This window comes from Pantoea sp. X-Soil-TKNS-1211 (assembly GCF_059730495.1).
Genome location: NZ_AP035953.1, coordinates 2,683,799 through 2,700,786 on the forward strand (window position 1 = coordinate 2,683,799; position 16,988 = coordinate 2,700,786).

A 16,988-nucleotide genomic window follows, 5' to 3' on the forward strand; every position below is an offset into this window, starting at 1 on the left:
TAGCGGTTTGAGGCAAAAGCGAAAGCCACATTCGCCACCGGCACATCGGGCCAATTTCTTCATTGCGTGATGAGTGGTAGCATAGCCGCTTCACTGTTAAGGAAAAACGCATGCACGCCGAAGAGATCGCCGCGACTGCCTCACCCTCCCCACTTTCTGTTTCTGCCACTGATGATGCCACCGCGCTGTTACAGCAAGCGCTGGCGATTTACGCTGCGCGCGATCTGGTTAGCACGCTGAGCGACGCCGGTGGTTGTGACTGGAGCGTGCCTCGTCTCAATCGCATTCGTCAGGGAAAGAGTGCGGCCCCCGCGTTAAGCAGCGCGGAGGTCGCCAGTTTGCAGGCATTATTACCTTCTCGCCCGACGCACTACGACGCGCCGCGTTTCCAGTTTGTCGATCTGTTTGCCGGTATCGGCGGCATTCGTCGTGGCTTTGAACAGATTGGCGGCCAGTGCGTGTTCACCAGTGAATGGAATAAAGAAGCGGTGCGGACCTACAAGGCCAACCACTATTGCGATCCGCAGCAACATCGCTTCAACAGCGATATTCGCCAGGTAACGCAACCGGCTGGCCTGAGTGATGAACAGGCTATCTATCAGCATATTGATCGCACTATCCCTGACCATCAGGTGCTGCTGGCCGGCTTTCCGTGCCAGCCTTTTTCACTGGCCGGGGTGAGTAAAAAGAATGCCATGGGTCGGGCACACGGTTTTGAGTGTGAGGCGCAGGGAACGTTGTTCTTCGACGTAGCCCGTATTCTGGCAGCGAAAAAACCACCGTTTTTTGTCCTGGAAAATGTAAAGAACCTGAAAAGCCACGATAAGGGGCGCACTTTCGCCATCATTATGGCGACCCTTGATGAACTGGGTTACGACGTCGCCGATGCGGATAACGGCGGGTTGTCAGATGCGAAAATCATCGATGCGCGTCATTTTCTGCCACAGCATCGTGAGCGTATTGTGCTGGTGGGCATCCGCCGCGACACCCGCCTGAGTGAGGGTTTTTCCTTACGCGCCCTGTCGAAGCTCTATCCGCAACAAGTGCCAACCCTCAGCAGCTTGCTGGAACCTCAACCCGAAGCCAAATACACGCTATCGCCGGTGCTGTGGAACTATCTCTACCAATACGCCAAAAAACACAAAGCCAAAGGCAACGGCTTTGGCTTTGGTCTGAACGATCCGCGTAATCCCTCGGTATGCGTACGTACCCTGTCGGCCCGCTATTACAAAGACGGCTCGGAAATTCTTATCGACCGGGGTTGGGACAGCGCACTGGGCGAGCAGGAGTTCCACCAGCCGGACAATATGGCGCGTCGCCCACGTCGTTTAACACCGCGCGAATGTGCACGGCTGATGGGGTTTGAAGCACCGGGCGAAACGCAGTTCCGCATTCCAGTCTCCGATACCCAAGCCTATAAACAGTTTGGCAACTCGGTAGTGGTGCCGGTATTTGCTGCTGTCGCGCAACTGCTGCTGCCGTTGATCGAACAATATAGCCGTACCAGCAAGTGATTTAGATCCAGTATTTAGTTTAGGGACGACATTTCTGCTGTTTTGTCTGGATGTCGTTTCACTGTCACCAAACTGTCACATGCCCTGCCAATACTGCTTTTTATTTTTTGGGGGCGTTAGATGTCACTCCTTTCGGTAATCTCTCTGCCAGCGCGTTTTTGCGCACGGCTTCCACTGCGTATTCCTCTGTGGCTCACCAGCCTGCGCAGCCAGTTTCTGCTATTTATTGCGCTGTTTTGCATACTACAATCAGCGGGGGTGTGGTTACTCAACAACCACGTCAACCAGACCCAAATGTCGCTACAACAGGCCAATCAACTCAGAGCAAGGTTGGCCCTGCTGGATAAAGCACGAATTGAACTCCTCACCGCCAGTGATAACAGTCACGGCGCGGCTATCTACCTGATGCAGGATCAACAAAGCGGTTCAGTGGATAGCTGGAAGAGTCTCGCCGCTGCCGCTCAAGATTCACTCAATCAGGCGCAGCAGCTTTTCTCGCAATATCATGCCATCGCCGACAGTCCGCTGGCCCAGGGATTTACCCTGCTGGCTGGAGGGTTGCAGGAACAATTAACCGGTCTCGCCGCCAATGACATCAATGCGTTCTTTATGGTGCCGATGCAGGCCTTTCAGCAGCAATTTAACGACGCGTGGTTTCACGAAATTGAGCAGGCCAATCATCAACTCAGTGATGTGAATCAAAGCACGCTTGTCACGCTGAAGCAGAGTCGCAACATGTCGTTATTGGTCAGTGGGCTGCTAATCGCCCTGCTGATTCTGGCCGCCAGCCTGCTGATGCACGGCGTGCTGCGCCCACTGCGTCAGGCCAACGCGCAACTGGAACTCATTGCCACCGGTGATCTCCTTATCCACCATTCCCCTCCGCGCCGCCAGTCGCTGGAAACGCATCAACTGTTCCAGTCGATTGACACTATGCGACAAGGATTGCAGCAAATTATCAGTGATATCAATACGGTGGCTGCCAGCGTGGCGGTCGGTGCCGAGAATATGCAGCAACATAATGAGCAGGTGATGCAGCAGCATCAGGCACAAAACGCCAGTTTTCACCATTTATCACAACGTCTGCATCGTGTGTCGGAAGAAGTGGAAAACGGCGCACGTTTCTCACAACAGGCCACACGTGAAGCACAATCCGCCGACACCCTGATGCGAAACTGCGCGCGGGAAGTCGACAATATGGAACATCAAATGCAGCAGATTGTTACTGCCTCGGGCGATATCGCCGGGATTGTCGACATGCTGGATAACCTGTCGCTGCAAACCCGACTATTGGCACTGAACGCCGCCATTGAGTCAGCGCATGCCGGGGTATATGGCCGCAGCTTCTCAGTCGTGGCGAAAGAGATTGGTTTGCTGTCGCAACAAAGCGGCCAGTCAACGCGGCAGATAGATGGCTTGATTCAGAACACGCGCCAGCATGTCAACGACGGTTTCGATATGGTGAAAACGCTGGAGACGCTGTTCGCGCAGATCAGCGCAGCGGTATCCGGGGTAGTGCAGCAACTGGATGATTTGCAGAGCAATACCACGGCGCAAAGTCGTCGCGTAAGTACCATCGCTCAAGAGGTGGTGACCATGAGTGAGCAGTTACAGCAAAACGAAAAACATAATGCCCAGCAAGTATTCGCTGCCGGGCAGTTACGTGAGCTGTCTGACCGCCTGGCGCAACGGGCGCAGCAGTTTCGGCTGGATGTTAAGTAAAAAAAAACCGTCAGTTGACGGTTTTTCTCTTATTTCTTCTTCTTGCCCTGCTTCTTCAGCAACGCACGAATCTGCTTCAGTTCGGCAGCACTCAGCTGATCGGCTACCGCTTCTTCGGTGTCCTGATTGTCGATCGCATCCTGCGCAGGCGCCTGAAAGCTTGCCTGCAAGCGATTCACAATTTCCTGGCTCATGGAGATTTGGTTGTCCAGAGCCAGTTGTTTGATGTGTTCTTTCAGCGCAGGATCAATCTTAATCGTTAAATTAACGGTCTCGGTCATCGTGTTACTCCTTATTGATTTTCATCAACGTAGCGGAAGATGCCGAAAGTTAACAGGCTGTCATAAAAATTTAATATTAGACATGTATGGGACTGAAATCCCTTAGTACCGATTCATCGATGGATGTCAGGTTGCCCTGTAGCTCAGCACATAGCTTTGCCATGTAGTGTACCAGGAAGTCAGCGTTGTATTCCGCTAACTGGCGTCCAGCCTCGGTTTGCATCGTTTCCGGTAGACGTAATAACTTCTTCTGGAAGTGATCCAACGTCCAGTGCACATCATTCAGTTCGCGATCTTTACCCAGCGGATCCTCGCTGTCGAACAGCGGGCGTCCCAGTGCACCGGCAGTGTAAAACACCCGTGCCAGGCCGATGGCACCCAACGACTCCAGTCGATCCGCGTCCTGAACAATTTTGGCTTCAAGAGTCTGTGGTGTGATAGCGGCACTGAAACTGTGTGCCTGTACCGCGTGTGCCACCGCATCGACTAATTCAGACGGAAAGTCCGGAAAATCCTGTTGCAGAATACGACGCGTCTCTGCGGCGGCGTGAGTTGAAGCCAGATGGCGTTCCGGATGGTTCTTCGGTAGGTTGACGACATCATGAAAATAGCAAGCGGTTAGCACCACCAGCGCGTCAGCATCACTATTTTGCATAATGCGTGACGCGCTCATCCAGACACGACGCAGGTGGGCGATATCATGGGCTTTATCATCGTGCAGCCAGTTTTGCTGCAACCAGTTTTCGAAACGGTTTTGCCAGCCTGTTAGCGACATCGTGCTTCTCCTGTTATTGCTGTTATAAAGCACCGCCGTCATTGATCAGCGTGCTACTCCTGCCAACATCATAGCGGTCCGGTGATGACACTTTCTTTACACCCCTCCTGCATAATCACCTGTGAAAAAATGCGATCCTGATCCTGTTATAGCGCTGTTAACCACGCTTTCCCAGCACCACACGTGTTTTCGGGATTTCCTCATCGTCGTTTCAGTTAAACAACTCTGTTTAGCAGTCATAATGTTTTAAAGCCATGCAGAAATAGTGTGTTACTGGTTTATTATGGTTTAACGCGCTAGCTCAAAACGCTTCGGCCGACCGATCACCCACGACATATTCTGAAAGAGTTCCCATTGTGTTCGTTATAACGTACTGTATCTGAGAAAAATGCGATTTTGTTTTTCCATTGAACTCAAACAAGCACGTTTTTTGCTTATGAGCCATTTTTAAAACTGAATACGCACTGAAAGCCTGACTATAAGGCGACAAATTATTAAGCAAATTGATTTAAACCCATTATGCTAATTCTGCACATCCGTGGATGCGGATGGTTCAGCAAATTCTCCGGGTTGGTGACACAACAAGAGGTAAATCATGAAAGAACGGCCGATTCTTTTTTCCGAACAGCGGGTCCGCGCCCTGCTGGTTGGCCAGCAAACACAGACCCGGCGCATTATGAAGACTCAGGCATTTGGACCAGGTCAGGATCATCATGAAGGCGTACACGCCTTTGACGTCAGTGCTAACCATCTGCACGGCTATAAACTGATGTCGATGTCAGACATCAGTTACCATTGCCCCTATGGTAAACCCGGCGATCGTCTCTGGGTGCGCGAGACCTGGCGTGGACCGATTGTGCCTGAGGAGCAGTTGGCAGAGTATGAACGTGACCCACTTCCCTTCCGCGATCCGGTGTATTGCCAATACCGCGCTGACAGCAATGAGCTGGGGCAGCAGGATGACAATTTGCAAGATGCCGAGCAATTTGGCTGGCAGACGGCCATCCATATGCCGCGTTGGGCCAGCCGTATTGATCTGGAGATCACCTGCGTTCGTGCCGAAAAGATCCAGGACATCAGTGAAGATGACATCATGGCAGAAGGCGTGCAGACTGACTCACACTTCCTGAATAACTTCTTCACCATGAATATGAACTCGGAATCGCCGAAAGAAGCCTACCGTAAGGCATGGCAGAAACAATACGGTGCCACCAGTTGGGAAGTGAACCCGTGGGTATGGGTGATCGAGTTCCAGCGTGTGGCGCGTGAAGGGTAATGCCTTTCGCCCGTAAAGGTGAGCGGCTTACCTCTCACCTTTGCAACCTCAGTCACAGACAAAATCCTCACTAACAGGTTGAATAGACGGCTTTGATTCTGCGCTGGTAATTTTCTTTGTGCCGCGCGAGGATACCGTCTTCCGTCCTGAAGAGTGAGTGATGCGATGTTCAAATGGCCGTGGCACGCGCAGGTAGAAACGTCAGTTGCAGCGTTGCCGTGGCAACAGGCGCTGGCGCAGCCAATCTTCTCACTGCTTGAAGAAAACGAGCAAGCCATCCTGGTCGTCCTGGCGCAGCGTTTTCTGCAACAGAAAAAAATCACCCCACTCCAGGGCTTGCAGCTCGACGAGCTGCGTAGTGCCCGGCTGGCGCTGCTGTTTTGCCTTCCGATATTGAAACTCGGCCTTGAATGGCTCGATGGCTTCCATGAAATTCTGATCTACCCGGAGCCTTTCAATGTAGATGACCACTGGCAAGATGACAGCGGTCTGGTGCATCAGGCAGCAGCGGTACACGCGGGCCAGAGCTGGACCCAGGGTCCGGTGGTGTTAAATGCGCTGGATATTCAGGATTCGTTTGATCTCTCCGGCTATAACCTGGTGATCCACGAAGTCGCACACAAACTGGATGCGCGCGGTAGTGGCTACACCAGCGGCGTCCCGGCCATCGCCCTGCGCGATGTCGCCAGTTGGGAGAAAGATTTACTTCTGGCGATGGAGGAGATTGAAGCTGAAGTGGAGCTGGTGGGTGAACAAGCTGCCACCATCGATCCCTACGCCGCCAGCGATCCCGCCGAGTGCTTTGCCGTCCTCTCCGAATATTTCTTTAGCGCACCGGATTTACTGGCAGGGCGTTTTCCTGCCATGTATCGCCACCTGCAACAATTCTATCGCCAGGACCCACTGGCGCGTTTAACAGCCACGCGCCCTGAAATTGCTTAAAGCGCGATCGCTTTGTATTAATGCTAGCCAGTTGAATACAAATGTGTTTTTAGCTGTTGACAGCACCGGCACTGCCCATTAATATGCGCGCCATCAACACCGATTCCTCTGTAGTTCAGTCGGTAGAACGGCGGACTGTTAATCCGTATGTCACTGGTTCGAGTCCAGTCAGAGGAGCCATATTTAGAGAAGCCCGCTTAAGGAAACTTAAGCGGGCTTTTTGCTACCCTTCATTCTTGGTCAGACTTGCTCGGCCAGCGGCTCTATAAATAACTTTATAACTTCGCTTTCTTTGTTCAGGCAGAATCCTCTGCATCGCCTGCCAACTCACGCTCCAGTTGTTCAATGCTCGGCAAGTTGGTTTGGAACTCCTCAGGTAGAGATTCAACTAATTTGTATTCAGCGATGCCCATCGGCTGTGCCTTGTCGCCCAGAGCATATTCGGCAACCACTTTGTTTTTGCTCTTGCATAGCAAGAGACCAATAGTAGGGTTGTCCTGCTCGTCTTTTATCTGCCGATCGACAGCTGTAAGATAGAATCCTAACTGCCCCAAATGCTCAGGTCTGAACTTGCCGCCCTTGAGTTCGATTACTACATAGCAGCGCAACTTCAGGTGGTAGAACAGCAGGTCGATGAAAAACTCATCACCACCTACATCCAGCAACACCTGCCGCCCCACAAAGGCAAAACCTGCGCCCAGTTCCAACAGAAACTCGGTCACATGTTTTACCAACGCGTTTTCCACCTCACGCTCCTGGGCCTCTTCAGTCAACCCAAGGAAATCGAAACGGTAAGGGTCTTTCAGTGATTCACGGGCCAGATCAGACTGCGCCCGAGGCAGGCTGACATCAAAGTTAGTCACTGCGGTGCCACTTCGCTGCAACAGACGGCTTTCGATTTGCATTACCAGAACATTACGCGACCAGCTATGCTCAATAGCCTTGATGGCATACCAGCGACGATCTTCAGGCACGGTCAATTTATCCAACAAAGCTAACTGGTGATACCAGGGTAATTGTGCAAGCACCGCTTGCACAAACTCCGGGTCCGGCCAGGCTTCGGCAAAAGCGCGCATATATTTGAGGTTACGAGGTGAAAAGCCCTTCATATCGGGAAAAGCTGTACGTAGATCGTGCGCCAGGCGTTCGATGACTTTAGCACCCCAGCTCTGCCTGCCGTGCCAGGATATCACGACCGATTCGCCAATACAGCCCAACCAATTCCCTGTTTATCACCAGTGCAGCACGTTGTTGAGCGCTATGAATGCGGCCCTTCAGGTCGGCCAGCCAGTCAGCATAACCCTTAGGTTCTGGAATCAATGAAGCCGGGAGCTTCTTGCTCATAGCACTACCTCCGTGTCTTGTTAACCCGCTTTCACCGGGGCTTTGCCGCTAAGTATGAGACTTTCTATAGCGGCAGATGTGGGAATTGAGGACAACATGGTTCGTCTATTCCTCGATTTTTTGTCATTGAAGTTCAATCCAGCATCCTCAAACAAGAGTAGAAAACACGCTTTCAGGACAGATTGCCAAATACGCGACACGCCAGAGGGTGTTAGTTGCACAAAAAACCGCTCTAAATTGTATCAGCCAGGCCCCATTCTGACGAGGGCAAGCATTCGTCGCTTTGCTGAAAACCTAAAGTTACCGCCAGACAAATCCAGAAACACTTGGTTTGTCATGAAACGTCAATAAGCCGACGATCAGAAACGTACCAGGAGGTACAATAAGCGTGCTTATTAACTTTCTACTACGTACATCATGAAAACCATTCGTTTTAAAATCAGGCCATTGCCTGTCGCCCTCCTGTGCGCGCTGGCCGTACCCGCCGCACAAGCTACCGATTTTTTCCACCAGGATACCCTGACCGGCGACTGGGGTGGCGCACGCAGCGACCTCGCTCAACACGGTGTCAGCCTGACCGGCGACTATGTCTCCGAAACCGCCGGTGTGTTGAGTGGCGGCCAGTCTTACGGAACGCGTTACGCCCAACAGGTCCGTCTGGGCGCGACCTTTGATCTAAACCGCATGTTCAATGCGGAAAACGCCGGTACGGTCCAACTCTCGATCAATGACCGCCGTGGTCGCAGCACCTCAGCTGATTTGGTCGGCAATCGTCTGCCGATCCAGGAAGTGTATGGCGGTGAATATACTCGCTTGAGCGAACTCAGCTACGCTAACTATTTGTTCACCCCGCAGTTGCAATACAAACTGGGCTGGCTGGCAATGGGTAATGATTTCGGCGGCCTGTCGATTCTCACCAACTTTATGAACGCAGGTTTCTGTGCTCACCCGCTGTCGATGTCAGGTGGCAGCGGCTGGGGTAACTACCCGAATGCCCACCTCGGCGGTGAACTGAAGTACACCTTCAATGAGAGCTGGGCGCTGCAAACAGCGGTGTTTAACGTCAACCCAGAGCAGAACAGCGAATCATCACGCGCATTTAAACCCTTCGCACCGGGCACTACCGGCTATATCGTCCCGGTTGAGTTGATCTACAACTTACAGGGTGCGTTACCCGGCCAATACAAACTGGGTTACTACTACGACAGCTCTAACGTTGCACGTATCGACCAACCCGATCAGCGTGCTGATAAGCGCTGGGGTGCCTACCTGCTGGCCGATCAGACCATTTGGCAGTCCGCCTCGCTGCGCAGCCAGAACCTGCATATGTTTGGTCAGGCCACCACCACCGATGCCGCCACTTCCCCATTCCGTCACTGGTACTCGGCCGGTTTCGTGTTAAATGGACCATTTGAAACGCGCCCGCATGATGCGATTGCGATTGGTTATGGTCGTGCGGTGTACAACCAGCACAGCCGTGATAACGCCGTTGACAGCCTGCGTGCCAAAGGCGAATTGGCCGATGCAGAAATGGTTAATGGTCTGGATATCGGTGAGCAGCTGGTTGAAATGACCTATAACCTGCAAGCGACGCCGTGGCTGTCGGTACGTCCAAGTGTACAGTACATCAAAGAACCGGGTGCCTTCTCGAATAAAGAGATTAAGGATACCTGGGTAGCGGGTGTTCAGGTCAAAGTGAAGTTTTAAAGCAGAATGCCTTCCGCAGTGATTGCAGAAGGCATATTTTCGGCGGATTAATGGCCGTTGAGCGCCACATCGACGGTTTTCAATACCTGATGCAGTTGTGCTGCATCCACCTGTCCTGGTGCCGAGGCGCTGCCGATCATGCCGAAGGTCAGATCATCACCAAACACTTCCCCGGAAAGTCGTGAAATCGCACCCAAACCACCCATTGACATGGTCAGCAATGGTTTACGTGAATAGTTGTTGCGGATCTGCGCCGTGGCATCCATCAGTTTCACCACATCGCCTGAATCATGCGGCATCACAGCAATTTTCAGGATATCGGCTCCCATGCTGTCCTGCTTACGCAGACGGGATACAATCTCGCTGGTCGCCGGGGTTTTCTGGAAATCATGGCTGGACATCACCACTTTAACCCCGGCGGCATGAGCGGCAGTCACCACCTGATGAATCACCGCCGGATCGCGGAACATCTCCACATCAAGAATATCGATAAAGTGATCTTTAATCAGTGCCAGATAGAGCTTGCCATACGCCTTATCGCTGATGGCTTTCGCCCCGCCTTCGGAATGGGTGCGGAAAGTCAGGATTAGGGGTTTACCCTGCACTTCAGCGGCGACCTGTTTACCTAACGCACCAACTTGTGCGGCATCGGTGGCGAAATTCAGGTAATCAATACGGTATTCAATCAAATCGGCATCCGGGTTGCTGCCGATAACTTTGGCCTGCGCCAGAACCTGGTCGGCTGTCGCGCCGGTGGTAGGGATGATGACTTTCGGCATACCTTCGCCAATGGTGGTCTGGCGAATGGTGATCGGTTGTGCGTGTCGTACATTGACGGCAGCAGCCGGTGCGCTGGTGGCGGCAATGGCGCTGGTCACACCTGGCAAGGCCAGCAGCAGAGAAATCGCTAATACACTCTTATGCAAATTCATGGGTAGTTCCTGTTTCGCTAATGACACACCTGACTGGATGAGATCAGCAGTGGAGCTGCCTCTTTCCGGTCGGATTATTTTTTTAGTTGCAGATGAATGCCGTCAGGTAACGCTGTGCCGCAGCTCGCTCAGGAATGGGTTATTGCATCGGGGCAGGCTTACTTAAGGGTGAGGTTGCACCGTCATCGGTGGTGGCGGTCGCTGTCACATTCGCCACCTGCAAATCCGCACTTACCGGTGTTTGATAATGGATGGTACCGGTGCCTTGCGCATCAATGGTGACCATCTGATAGCCGAGGAAGTGCTCCGCTTCGTCCATCGATGCTTGGCTGTTGGAGAAGAACTCAATCCGGTAGGCGGTATTAGCCTCCCCCTTCACACTGCCGTCAATGGTCAGCGTATGCTGATTACGCACGACGCGGGTAATGGCGGGCGCATGCTGATCTTTATTTGGCGTCGCTTCACAACCGGCCACGTTGCCATCAATGGCGCAGATTTTTTCCAGCGTGCTGGTGTCATTGCTGATACCACCGCCACGATTACCGATAAACGCCGCATGTTCAAGGCCCGGCACATTAAATACAATCGCCCCGGCATAACCCGGCAGGCAGCTACCACCGGCAAAGCAACGCTTAATATCCTTACCGTTGTCGACCATAATATTTTCGGTGATGCGGTTTACGGCAGGTCCGGTGATCCGGTTAATCCCAAAGCTGCCGTCTTTACCTGGCTCACCCTGTGGACGTACCGAAACCGCCACGCGGTTGCCAGTCATAATATTTCCTGCTACTACGTTGCCTGTACCACTTAACGTCACTGCGGAAGAGAGATGGGTGAAAGTATTATCGGCAATATAGTTGCGATTACCCCAATTCAGTTGCACCCCGTCGGAATAGTTTTCAAAGTGATTGTGAATCACTTCGTTATCATTCCCCCACAACATTTCCAGACCCTGTGATGGCTCCTGATTCTGGACGCTGTCAGTGGTGATAAAGTTATCCGCAATCAGGTTGAACGAGGCACCACGCGTGGCCTCCATCGCATCACCATTATTAATAAAGGTATTGCGGATAATTTTATTACGCTCGGTGGTGGTGGCAGTTGAGTTACCTTTACCATCATCTCCCGTCAACATAATACCAGCACCGCCGTGATTACCGACAATACGGTTATCTTCAATCACGTTATTTTTAGCGCGATTAACCAGAATGCCAATGCAGAAATTACGCACTTCCACCCCTTGCAGGGTGACATCATGGGTATCGCGCAGCACCAGACCCGGCATGGTCGTGGTACGCACATTCGCACCATACTGACCCGGGACGGCACCGGGACAGGATTGCGGATCCACCCCTTTAATATAGCCAGAACCGTCGATAGCGACATATTTCCCCTGCTTGAGAAAATCGGTGTTAATAATCTCCACCGGGCCTTTAATCTCCGGTAGCGGTTTATTGGGTTTGATAATCAGTGGCTGGCTGTTGGTAGATTGTAATTCAATGCGGTAATGTCCGGGATTTTGGTTATTCTTTTCCAGTGCCCAACGTAGCGTGCCCTGGCTGCCATCATCGGCGGGAGACGTCACCCGTAATACTTCAATACTTTGTGTTGCGTTATCTGCGGCGTGTGAAACCAATGGCAATAGCAATGCTATTGCACAGGTAATGTTATTTTTAATCATGATGAATTCCGTTCTTACTAAAGTAGCCGGAAATAAACACCTTTAATTTCCGGCCCCTGGTTTAATAACTTTCCATCCCCAATTTAATTGTTTTTACCTCCAGAATTAAAAGAAGCTGCTCCATAAAGAAGAGATTGGCATCGCCAGCACCAATGCAGGGAGCATATTGGCGACCGGGAAGATTTTAATGCCGCAAATTCTAAAGCCCGTTGCGAACATTAATACGCCACCCACCGCCGAGAAATCCGCCTGCATGGCAGGTGTGGTTAACGGCAGAATAAACACCGCGCCATAGGCGAGTAACAACTGGATGATCAGCTGAGGAACGGCCACCACCGCCACCGCAAAGCCGAGCGATGTGGCAAAAATCGCAGCGGTGAACAGATCAAGGAATGATTTGGCGATCAGTACGCTGGTGTCACCGGTCATCCCTTCATGCATCGAGCCAAAAATCCCGGTACCGCTGGCACAAAACAACACGATAATCGCCACATAACTTTGCAGAAACTGCTCCTGTGACTCCTGATCCTGTTCACCCGAACTGACGAACATCTCCACCAGACCACGCGCTTTACTGCCCAGCTTGCCGATACCTTTTTCCAGATAGCACAGTTCCCCCAGCAGTGCGCCGAGGATTACCGACAGCACCATCACCGGCATGTGGCTGACTTTCACCACCAGCACAATCCCCATACACATGGAGGCCGCGCCGAAGATCAGCGGCATGGAGGTTCTGATACGTTCCGGCAGACGCGAACTGAGCAACGCACCGACAATGCCGCCGATCAGTACGGCAGAGCCATTGATATAGGGTCCAATAATCACGATTTATTACTCCTGGTCATTAACGTCACGTCTTCCCCCCAGCGCGGCAGATCGGCACAATCCAGATCCATCAGCCCCAGGGCACGTGCCACGCTGTGTGCAATAATCTCTTCAACACTTTGCGGCCTGGCGTAGAGCGCAGGCACCGGCGGAAACACAATCGCACCGGACTCCGTCGCCTGTTGCATATTACGGATATGTCCGAGATGGAGCGGGGTTTCCCGCACCATTAAGACCAGGCGACGGCGTTCTTTTAACACCACATCGGCTGCACGCGTCAGCAGATTATCGGTCAGGCCATTGGCAATAGCCGCCAGGGTATGCATCGAACAGGGTGCCACCAACATGCCGAGGGTGCGGAACGATCCACTGGCAATCGCCGCCCCTACCGCACGGATGGGATAAACCACATCGGCCATCTCCGCGACATCTTCAGCGGAAAGATGGGTTTCATGTTCGCGATTGAGGTGCCCGGCCGGGGAGATCACCAAATGGCTCTCCACCTCCAACTGACGTAAATAACGTAAAGCCTGTACGCCATAGGAGAAACCGGACGCACCACTAATGCCAACAATCACCCGTGGTTTACTGTTGGTTCGAATCACAGACCCTGACATGCTGCCTCCTTATTTCTGGTTAAAACCTGGGATAAAGCGATTCACATCCACTTCGAGGAATTCGCTGCGGTGGAAATTGGCTTTCAGGTGATAAGGCACGGTGCAGTCGAAAATGGTTTTGCAGGCAATACCATGATCACGTACTGACGGGCTATAGGCTGGGTCCGATGATGGATCGAGCGGATGGCAGCGCACGCCTGGAATAAACACGGTATCGACATCACCCTGGTAACGGGTCGTCATCGCCCAGACCACATCGTTGATATCGAATACATCAACGTCTTCATCCACCAGCATCACATGTTTCAACTCAGAGAAGGCGGAGAACGCCAACAGTGCTGCCTGACGCTGACGGCCTTCATCCGCCGGGGTACGTTTTTTCACCTGCAATACCGCCAGATACTTGCCGGTGCCTGGCGTTGGGCAGTGCACGGTCTGCACAAAGCCGGGCAGCGCACGTTCCACCATCTGCAAGATACTGGCTTCGGTCGGGATACCCGCCATATTGGTGTGTTCATCGCTTGGGCCGATACAGGTTTGCAGAATCGGTGAACGACGATGGGTGATCGCTTTAACTTTAATCACCGGCACCTGAGCCTGTGCCGCACCGGTATAACCGGGGAATTCTGGCATCGCTTTGCCGGAATTGGTGTTCTGGTCTTCACGCACACGCACGCCTGGCAGCAACTCACCTTCAATCACCACTTCCGCATTGGCGATAGCGCGGGCCTTCACGGTCAGACATTCGGCTAATTCAACCGCCTGGTTACGCAGGCTACCGGCGATGGACAATTCATCAAAACCCAGCGGGGTTGTTGGTGGCTCAAAACAGGCACCAATCTCAATCGCCGGATCGACACCGATGCTGATAGAGATGGGCAACGGTTTACCCGCCGCTTCCGCTTTCTGGCGGAAAGTATCAAGATGACGGCCAGGTACGAAATACATCGAGATTTCGTCTTTGCTCTGCACGCACAGGCGGTGAATGGTGACATCGTGCTCACCGGTTTCCGGATCGGCGGCGTAGCACATACCGAGGGTGAAATAAGGACCGGCATCTTCCGGGGTGTTGGTTGGAGCAGGCAAGATTTTCAGGATATCGAAGTCCGGGTCGCTGGCAAGGTGCACCACTTCCTGAGATACCGCTTTTTCACGCGGAATGACAATCGGTGCGATGGGGTTAGCGACGGAATCCTTCAGCATAAATGCCAGGTTTTCTGGTGTGGTGCCAAACAGGCGTGCCACGCGTTTACGCGATGACAGCAGACCGATAAGCACACGCATATCGTTGTAGCCTTTGATTTTGTTAAAAATCATCGCCGGGCCGATTTGCGTTGGACGTTTTACCGTGCCGTGTGCACCGACATAACGGTACACCCCGGATAATTCCGCGATCGGATCTACAGGTTCATCGGTGTAAATCAATTCATCATCGTACTGGCTTAATACTTCCAGTGCGGAACGTAAATCGGTGACTTTTATTTGCTTCTCAGACATCACAATGTCCCTCTTCGTCGTGGTAATCGGTGATGCATCGGCGCAGACAGACGCTGGCACACCTTGAGAACAACAGGTGCGAATTCAGTGGCATAGAACCGGCACCTCCCGTCGTTGCCCCCACAGTTTTAGAGGAACACTGATAAGAGTCCAATAATAATACATGGCGTTTTGATAAAGAGTTATTATCAGTAAAAATCAGGAGGACATTGATGGATTACCGACATTTACACGCCTTTGTGGTACTGGCAGAGGAGTTGCATTTTGGTAGGGCGGCACTGCGTCTGAACATCGCTCAACCGGCGCTGAGCCAGTACATCAAGGCGCTGGAAAAGGAGTTGGACTTCGCACTGTTTACCCGCGACCGGCGGCATGTGGCGCTGACGTTTGAGGGCGAACAACTGGTGGAAGAGGCGCGCATCGCTTCCAGTCATTACGCGAAGTTTCGCGAAAACGCGCGCAGTCTACGGCTGGGTTATCGTGGGCAGATTAAGCTCGGCTATGTCGGTTCTTCGATACTCGATCCGGCGCTCACGCTGTTAATTAATGGTTATCGTCAGCGTAAACCGGGCATTGATATCGTGATAGAAGAACGCAATGTTCACGAACAACTTACACTTCTGTTAACTAATCAAATAGATATCGCCCTGGTTCGCTCACCGGTGCCACGATATGATCATCTGGAATATCTCGATCTCGCCACCCGCCCGTTGATTGCCGTGTTACCACGCAGCCATGTGCTGGCTTCCCAACCGCGCATTGCGCTGTCACAACTCGCCGCTGAGCCTTTTTTGATGCAGGAAGATCCGCCAGGAGTGGGACTCGGCTGGTCGGCGCTGCACGCCTGTCAGCAGGCGGGATTTGTGCCGCAAAAGATTCAGCCAACGCGTGATGTCTCGGTGGCAATCGGTCTGGTGTCGATGGGGATGGGGGTGACGCTGGTGCCTGAAACCCAACGTTCGGTGATGATACCGGATGTGGCCTACTGTTTTTTACAGGATCAGCATGCCACCTCGACGCTGACTATGAGCTGGCAGCGACAGGTGACGAATAAAGCGTTACACGACTTTATTGCTTATGCGCGTGAACTGACACAATAGCCCCCCACAGCGCGATAAATCGCACCGCTACACCTCGGTCCAGCCACGAAGCAAGTTGTGATACATATTCAGCAGCGACAGCAATTCTTCACTGTCGCCATGACGCGTTTTCAGGCTCTGAATATTACGGTCCAGCTCAAACAACATCGCGCGTTGTTTGTCATCACGCACCATCGACTGAATCCACAGGAATGATGCGACACGTGCGCCACGTGTCACTGGTGTCACGCAGTGCAGGCTGCTGGAGGGATACAGCACCAGATGCCCGGCTGGCAGTTTGACCTTGTGCTGACCGTAGGTATCTTCAATCACCAGTTCACCACCGTCATAGCTCTCTGGCTCGCACAGAAACAGCGTGGCGGAAAGATCGGTACGCATCCAGCCCGCCGCGCCGTTGTGACGTACCGCGCCATCAACATGAAAACCGTAGGTTTCCCCCTGCTCATAACGATTAAACAGCGGCGTGGAGATGCTGCGCGGTAGCGCGGCAGAAAAGAACAGCGGGTTGTTGTTCAACGCCTGCAACACCGCCGCCTGCAACCGATCATACAGCGGGGTGCGGGTGTCGATCTGCTGGTTATTTTTCACCGTGGCACCCTGACTGCCGACCGTCACCCGACCATCCACCCACTCGGCCTGTTGCAGCAGCGTGGTAAAGCTGGCGACCTCTTCCGGCGTCAGCACGGCAGGAATGTGATACATCATCGCGTTGTTCTCTCTCAAAAACGTGGGATTAGCACATACGTAGCGGCGCGATTCATCGCGCGATAAATCG

At 52.7% G+C, this 16,988-nt stretch carries 16 protein-coding genes and 1 tRNA gene; 7 read left to right on the top strand and 10 right to left on the bottom strand.

The genetic code is table 11. The annotated features are described in order from the left end of the window. Positions 1 to 110 precede the first annotated feature (110 nt). Positions 111 to 1,514 (top strand): DNA (cytosine-5-)-methyltransferase, encoded by a 1,404-nt coding sequence (dcm, locus tag AC6I8W_RS12845; RefSeq protein WP_497835317.1) that lies wholly within the window; start codon positions 111 to 113, stop codon positions 1,512 to 1,514. A gap of 120 nt (positions 1,515 to 1,634) precedes the next feature. Then, positions 1,635 to 3,236, top strand: coding sequence for a methyl-accepting chemotaxis protein (locus AC6I8W_RS12850; protein WP_497835318.1), 1,602 nt, complete (start codon positions 1,635 to 1,637; stop codon positions 3,234 to 3,236). A gap of 29 nt (positions 3,237 to 3,265) precedes the next feature. Here AC6I8W_RS12850 and AC6I8W_RS12855 read toward each other — a convergent pair whose 3' ends face one another. Together AC6I8W_RS12855 and AC6I8W_RS12860 are read right to left on the bottom strand one after the other, a co-directional pair. Then, positions 3,266 to 3,517, bottom strand: coding sequence for a hypothetical protein (locus AC6I8W_RS12855; RefSeq protein WP_497835319.1), 252 nt, complete (start codon positions 3,515 to 3,517; stop codon positions 3,266 to 3,268). A gap of 76 nt (positions 3,518 to 3,593) precedes the next feature. Next, positions 3,594 to 4,292, bottom strand: coding sequence for a phosphohydrolase (locus AC6I8W_RS12860; RefSeq protein ID WP_497835320.1), 699 nt, complete (start codon positions 4,290 to 4,292; stop codon positions 3,594 to 3,596). Positions 4,293 to 4,887: 595 nt separating this feature from the next. Between AC6I8W_RS12860 and AC6I8W_RS12865 the strand changes: the two genes are divergently transcribed. The 3 genes from AC6I8W_RS12865 to AC6I8W_RS12875 all read left to right on the top strand — a co-directional run bounded on the left by AC6I8W_RS12865 (position 4,888) and on the right by AC6I8W_RS12875 (position 6,690). Continuing rightward, positions 4,888 to 5,568, top strand: a complete 681-nt coding sequence (locus AC6I8W_RS12865) for an ASCH domain-containing protein (RefSeq protein WP_497835321.1) — start codon at positions 4,888 to 4,890, stop codon at positions 5,566 to 5,568. Between the two features lie 165 nt (positions 5,569 to 5,733). After that, the gene (gene mtfA / locus AC6I8W_RS12870) at positions 5,734 to 6,510 is read left to right on the top strand and encodes a DgsA anti-repressor MtfA (protein ID WP_497835322.1); all 777 of its coding nucleotides are present in this window, start codon (positions 5,734 to 5,736) and stop codon (positions 6,508 to 6,510) included. Positions 6,511 to 6,614: 104 nt separating this feature from the next. Next, positions 6,615 to 6,690: transfer RNA gene (locus tag AC6I8W_RS12875), tRNA-Asn, on the top strand. Positions 6,691 to 6,806: 116 nt separating this feature from the next. Here AC6I8W_RS12875 and AC6I8W_RS12880 read toward each other — a convergent pair. Next, positions 6,807 to 7,727, bottom strand: a complete 921-nt coding sequence (locus AC6I8W_RS12880) for a PDDEXK nuclease domain-containing protein (RefSeq protein WP_497835323.1) — start codon at positions 7,725 to 7,727, stop codon at positions 6,807 to 6,809. Next, positions 7,666 to 7,854, bottom strand: coding sequence for a hypothetical protein (locus tag AC6I8W_RS12885; RefSeq protein ID WP_497835324.1), 189 nt, complete (start codon positions 7,852 to 7,854; stop codon positions 7,666 to 7,668). Before AC6I8W_RS12885 ends, AC6I8W_RS12880 begins: the two co-directional genes overlap by 62 nt. A 417-nt stretch (positions 7,855 to 8,271) precedes the next feature. Here AC6I8W_RS12885 and AC6I8W_RS12890 point away from each other — a divergent pair, with 417 nt between their 5' ends. Further along, a complete protein-coding gene (locus AC6I8W_RS12890; protein ID WP_497835325.1) occupies positions 8,272 to 9,561 on the top strand; it encodes a carbohydrate porin in 1,290 nt (429 codons plus the stop codon). A gap of 47 nt (positions 9,562 to 9,608) precedes the next feature. On the opposite strand, the gene aroD is transcribed toward AC6I8W_RS12890, so the two are convergent. From aroD to AC6I8W_RS12915, 5 genes are all read right to left on the bottom strand, one after another. Further along, positions 9,609 to 10,493 carry a type I 3-dehydroquinate dehydratase gene (gene aroD / locus AC6I8W_RS12895; RefSeq protein WP_497835326.1) on the bottom strand — a complete coding sequence of 295 codons (885 nt, stop codon included), beginning with the start codon at positions 10,491 to 10,493 and terminating at the stop codon, positions 9,609 to 9,611. Between the two features lie 139 nt (positions 10,494 to 10,632). Then, on the bottom strand, positions 10,633 to 12,174 hold the full coding sequence (locus AC6I8W_RS12900) for a right-handed parallel beta-helix repeat-containing protein (protein ID WP_497835327.1): 1,542 nt from the start codon (positions 12,172 to 12,174) through the stop codon (positions 10,633 to 10,635). A gap of 105 nt (positions 12,175 to 12,279) precedes the next feature. Further along, complete coding sequence (locus AC6I8W_RS12905; RefSeq protein ID WP_497835328.1) at positions 12,280 to 12,999, bottom strand: DUF554 domain-containing protein; 720 nt, start codon at positions 12,997 to 12,999, stop codon at positions 12,280 to 12,282. Beyond that, positions 12,996 to 13,616 carry a UbiX family flavin prenyltransferase gene (locus tag AC6I8W_RS12910; protein WP_497835329.1) on the bottom strand — a complete coding sequence of 207 codons (621 nt, stop codon included), beginning with the start codon at positions 13,614 to 13,616 and terminating at the stop codon, positions 12,996 to 12,998. The genes AC6I8W_RS12905 and AC6I8W_RS12910 overlap by 4 nt, the downstream gene beginning before the upstream one ends. A 9-nt stretch (positions 13,617 to 13,625) precedes the next feature. Beyond that, positions 13,626 to 15,113 carry a UbiD family decarboxylase gene (locus AC6I8W_RS12915; protein ID WP_497835330.1) on the bottom strand — a complete coding sequence of 496 codons (1,488 nt, stop codon included), beginning with the start codon at positions 15,111 to 15,113 and terminating at the stop codon, positions 13,626 to 13,628. 212 nt (positions 15,114 to 15,325) lie between these two features. Here AC6I8W_RS12915 and AC6I8W_RS12920 point away from each other — a divergent pair, with 212 nt between their 5' ends. Beyond that, a complete protein-coding gene (locus AC6I8W_RS12920) occupies positions 15,326 to 16,213 on the top strand; it encodes a LysR family transcriptional regulator (protein WP_497835331.1) in 888 nt (295 codons plus the stop codon). A gap of 27 nt (positions 16,214 to 16,240) precedes the next feature. Here the strand turns inward: AC6I8W_RS12920 and ybiX are convergent, their stop codons facing one another. Beyond that, positions 16,241 to 16,918 (bottom strand): PKHD-type hydroxylase YbiX, encoded by a 678-nt coding sequence (ybiX, locus tag AC6I8W_RS12925; RefSeq protein WP_497835332.1) that lies wholly within the window; start codon positions 16,916 to 16,918, stop codon positions 16,241 to 16,243. Positions 16,919 to 16,988: the final 70 nt, after the last annotated feature.

Bases quoted from the DNA above. Each gene is read 5' to 3' on its own strand.
- AC6I8W_RS12915 (WP_497835330.1), bottom strand. From the start codon at position 15,113: ATGTCTGAGAAGCAAATAAAAGTCACCGATTTACGTTCCGCACTGGAA.
- AC6I8W_RS12865 (WP_497835321.1), top strand. From the start codon at position 4,888: ATGAAAGAACGGCCGATTCTTTTTTCCGAACAGCGGGTCCGCGCCCTG.
- AC6I8W_RS12900 (WP_497835327.1), bottom strand. From the start codon at position 12,174: ATGATTAAAAATAACATTACCTGTGCAATAGCATTGCTATTGCCATTG.
- AC6I8W_RS12850 (WP_497835318.1), top strand. From the start codon at position 1,635: ATGTCACTCCTTTCGGTAATCTCTCTGCCAGCGCGTTTTTGCGCACGG.
- dcm (WP_497835317.1), top strand. From the start codon at position 111: ATGCACGCCGAAGAGATCGCCGCGACTGCCTCACCCTCCCCACTTTCT.
- AC6I8W_RS12885 (WP_497835324.1), bottom strand. From the start codon at position 7,854: ATGAGCAAGAAGCTCCCGGCTTCATTGATTCCAGAACCTAAGGGTTAT.
- AC6I8W_RS12890 (WP_497835325.1), top strand. From the start codon at position 8,272: ATGAAAACCATTCGTTTTAAAATCAGGCCATTGCCTGTCGCCCTCCTG.
- AC6I8W_RS12910 (WP_497835329.1), bottom strand. From the start codon at position 13,616: ATGTCAGGGTCTGTGATTCGAACCAACAGTAAACCACGGGTGATTGTT.
- aroD (WP_497835326.1), bottom strand. From the start codon at position 10,493: ATGAATTTGCATAAGAGTGTATTAGCGATTTCTCTGCTGCTGGCCTTG.
- AC6I8W_RS12855 (WP_497835319.1), bottom strand. From the start codon at position 3,517: ATGACCGAGACCGTTAATTTAACGATTAAGATTGATCCTGCGCTGAAA.
- ybiX (WP_497835332.1), bottom strand. From the start codon at position 16,918: ATGATGTATCACATTCCTGCCGTGCTGACGCCGGAAGAGGTCGCCAGC.
- AC6I8W_RS12920 (WP_497835331.1), top strand. From the start codon at position 15,326: ATGGATTACCGACATTTACACGCCTTTGTGGTACTGGCAGAGGAGTTG.
- AC6I8W_RS12860 (WP_497835320.1), bottom strand. From the start codon at position 4,292: ATGTCGCTAACAGGCTGGCAAAACCGTTTCGAAAACTGGTTGCAGCAA.
- mtfA (WP_497835322.1), top strand. From the start codon at position 5,734: ATGTTCAAATGGCCGTGGCACGCGCAGGTAGAAACGTCAGTTGCAGCG.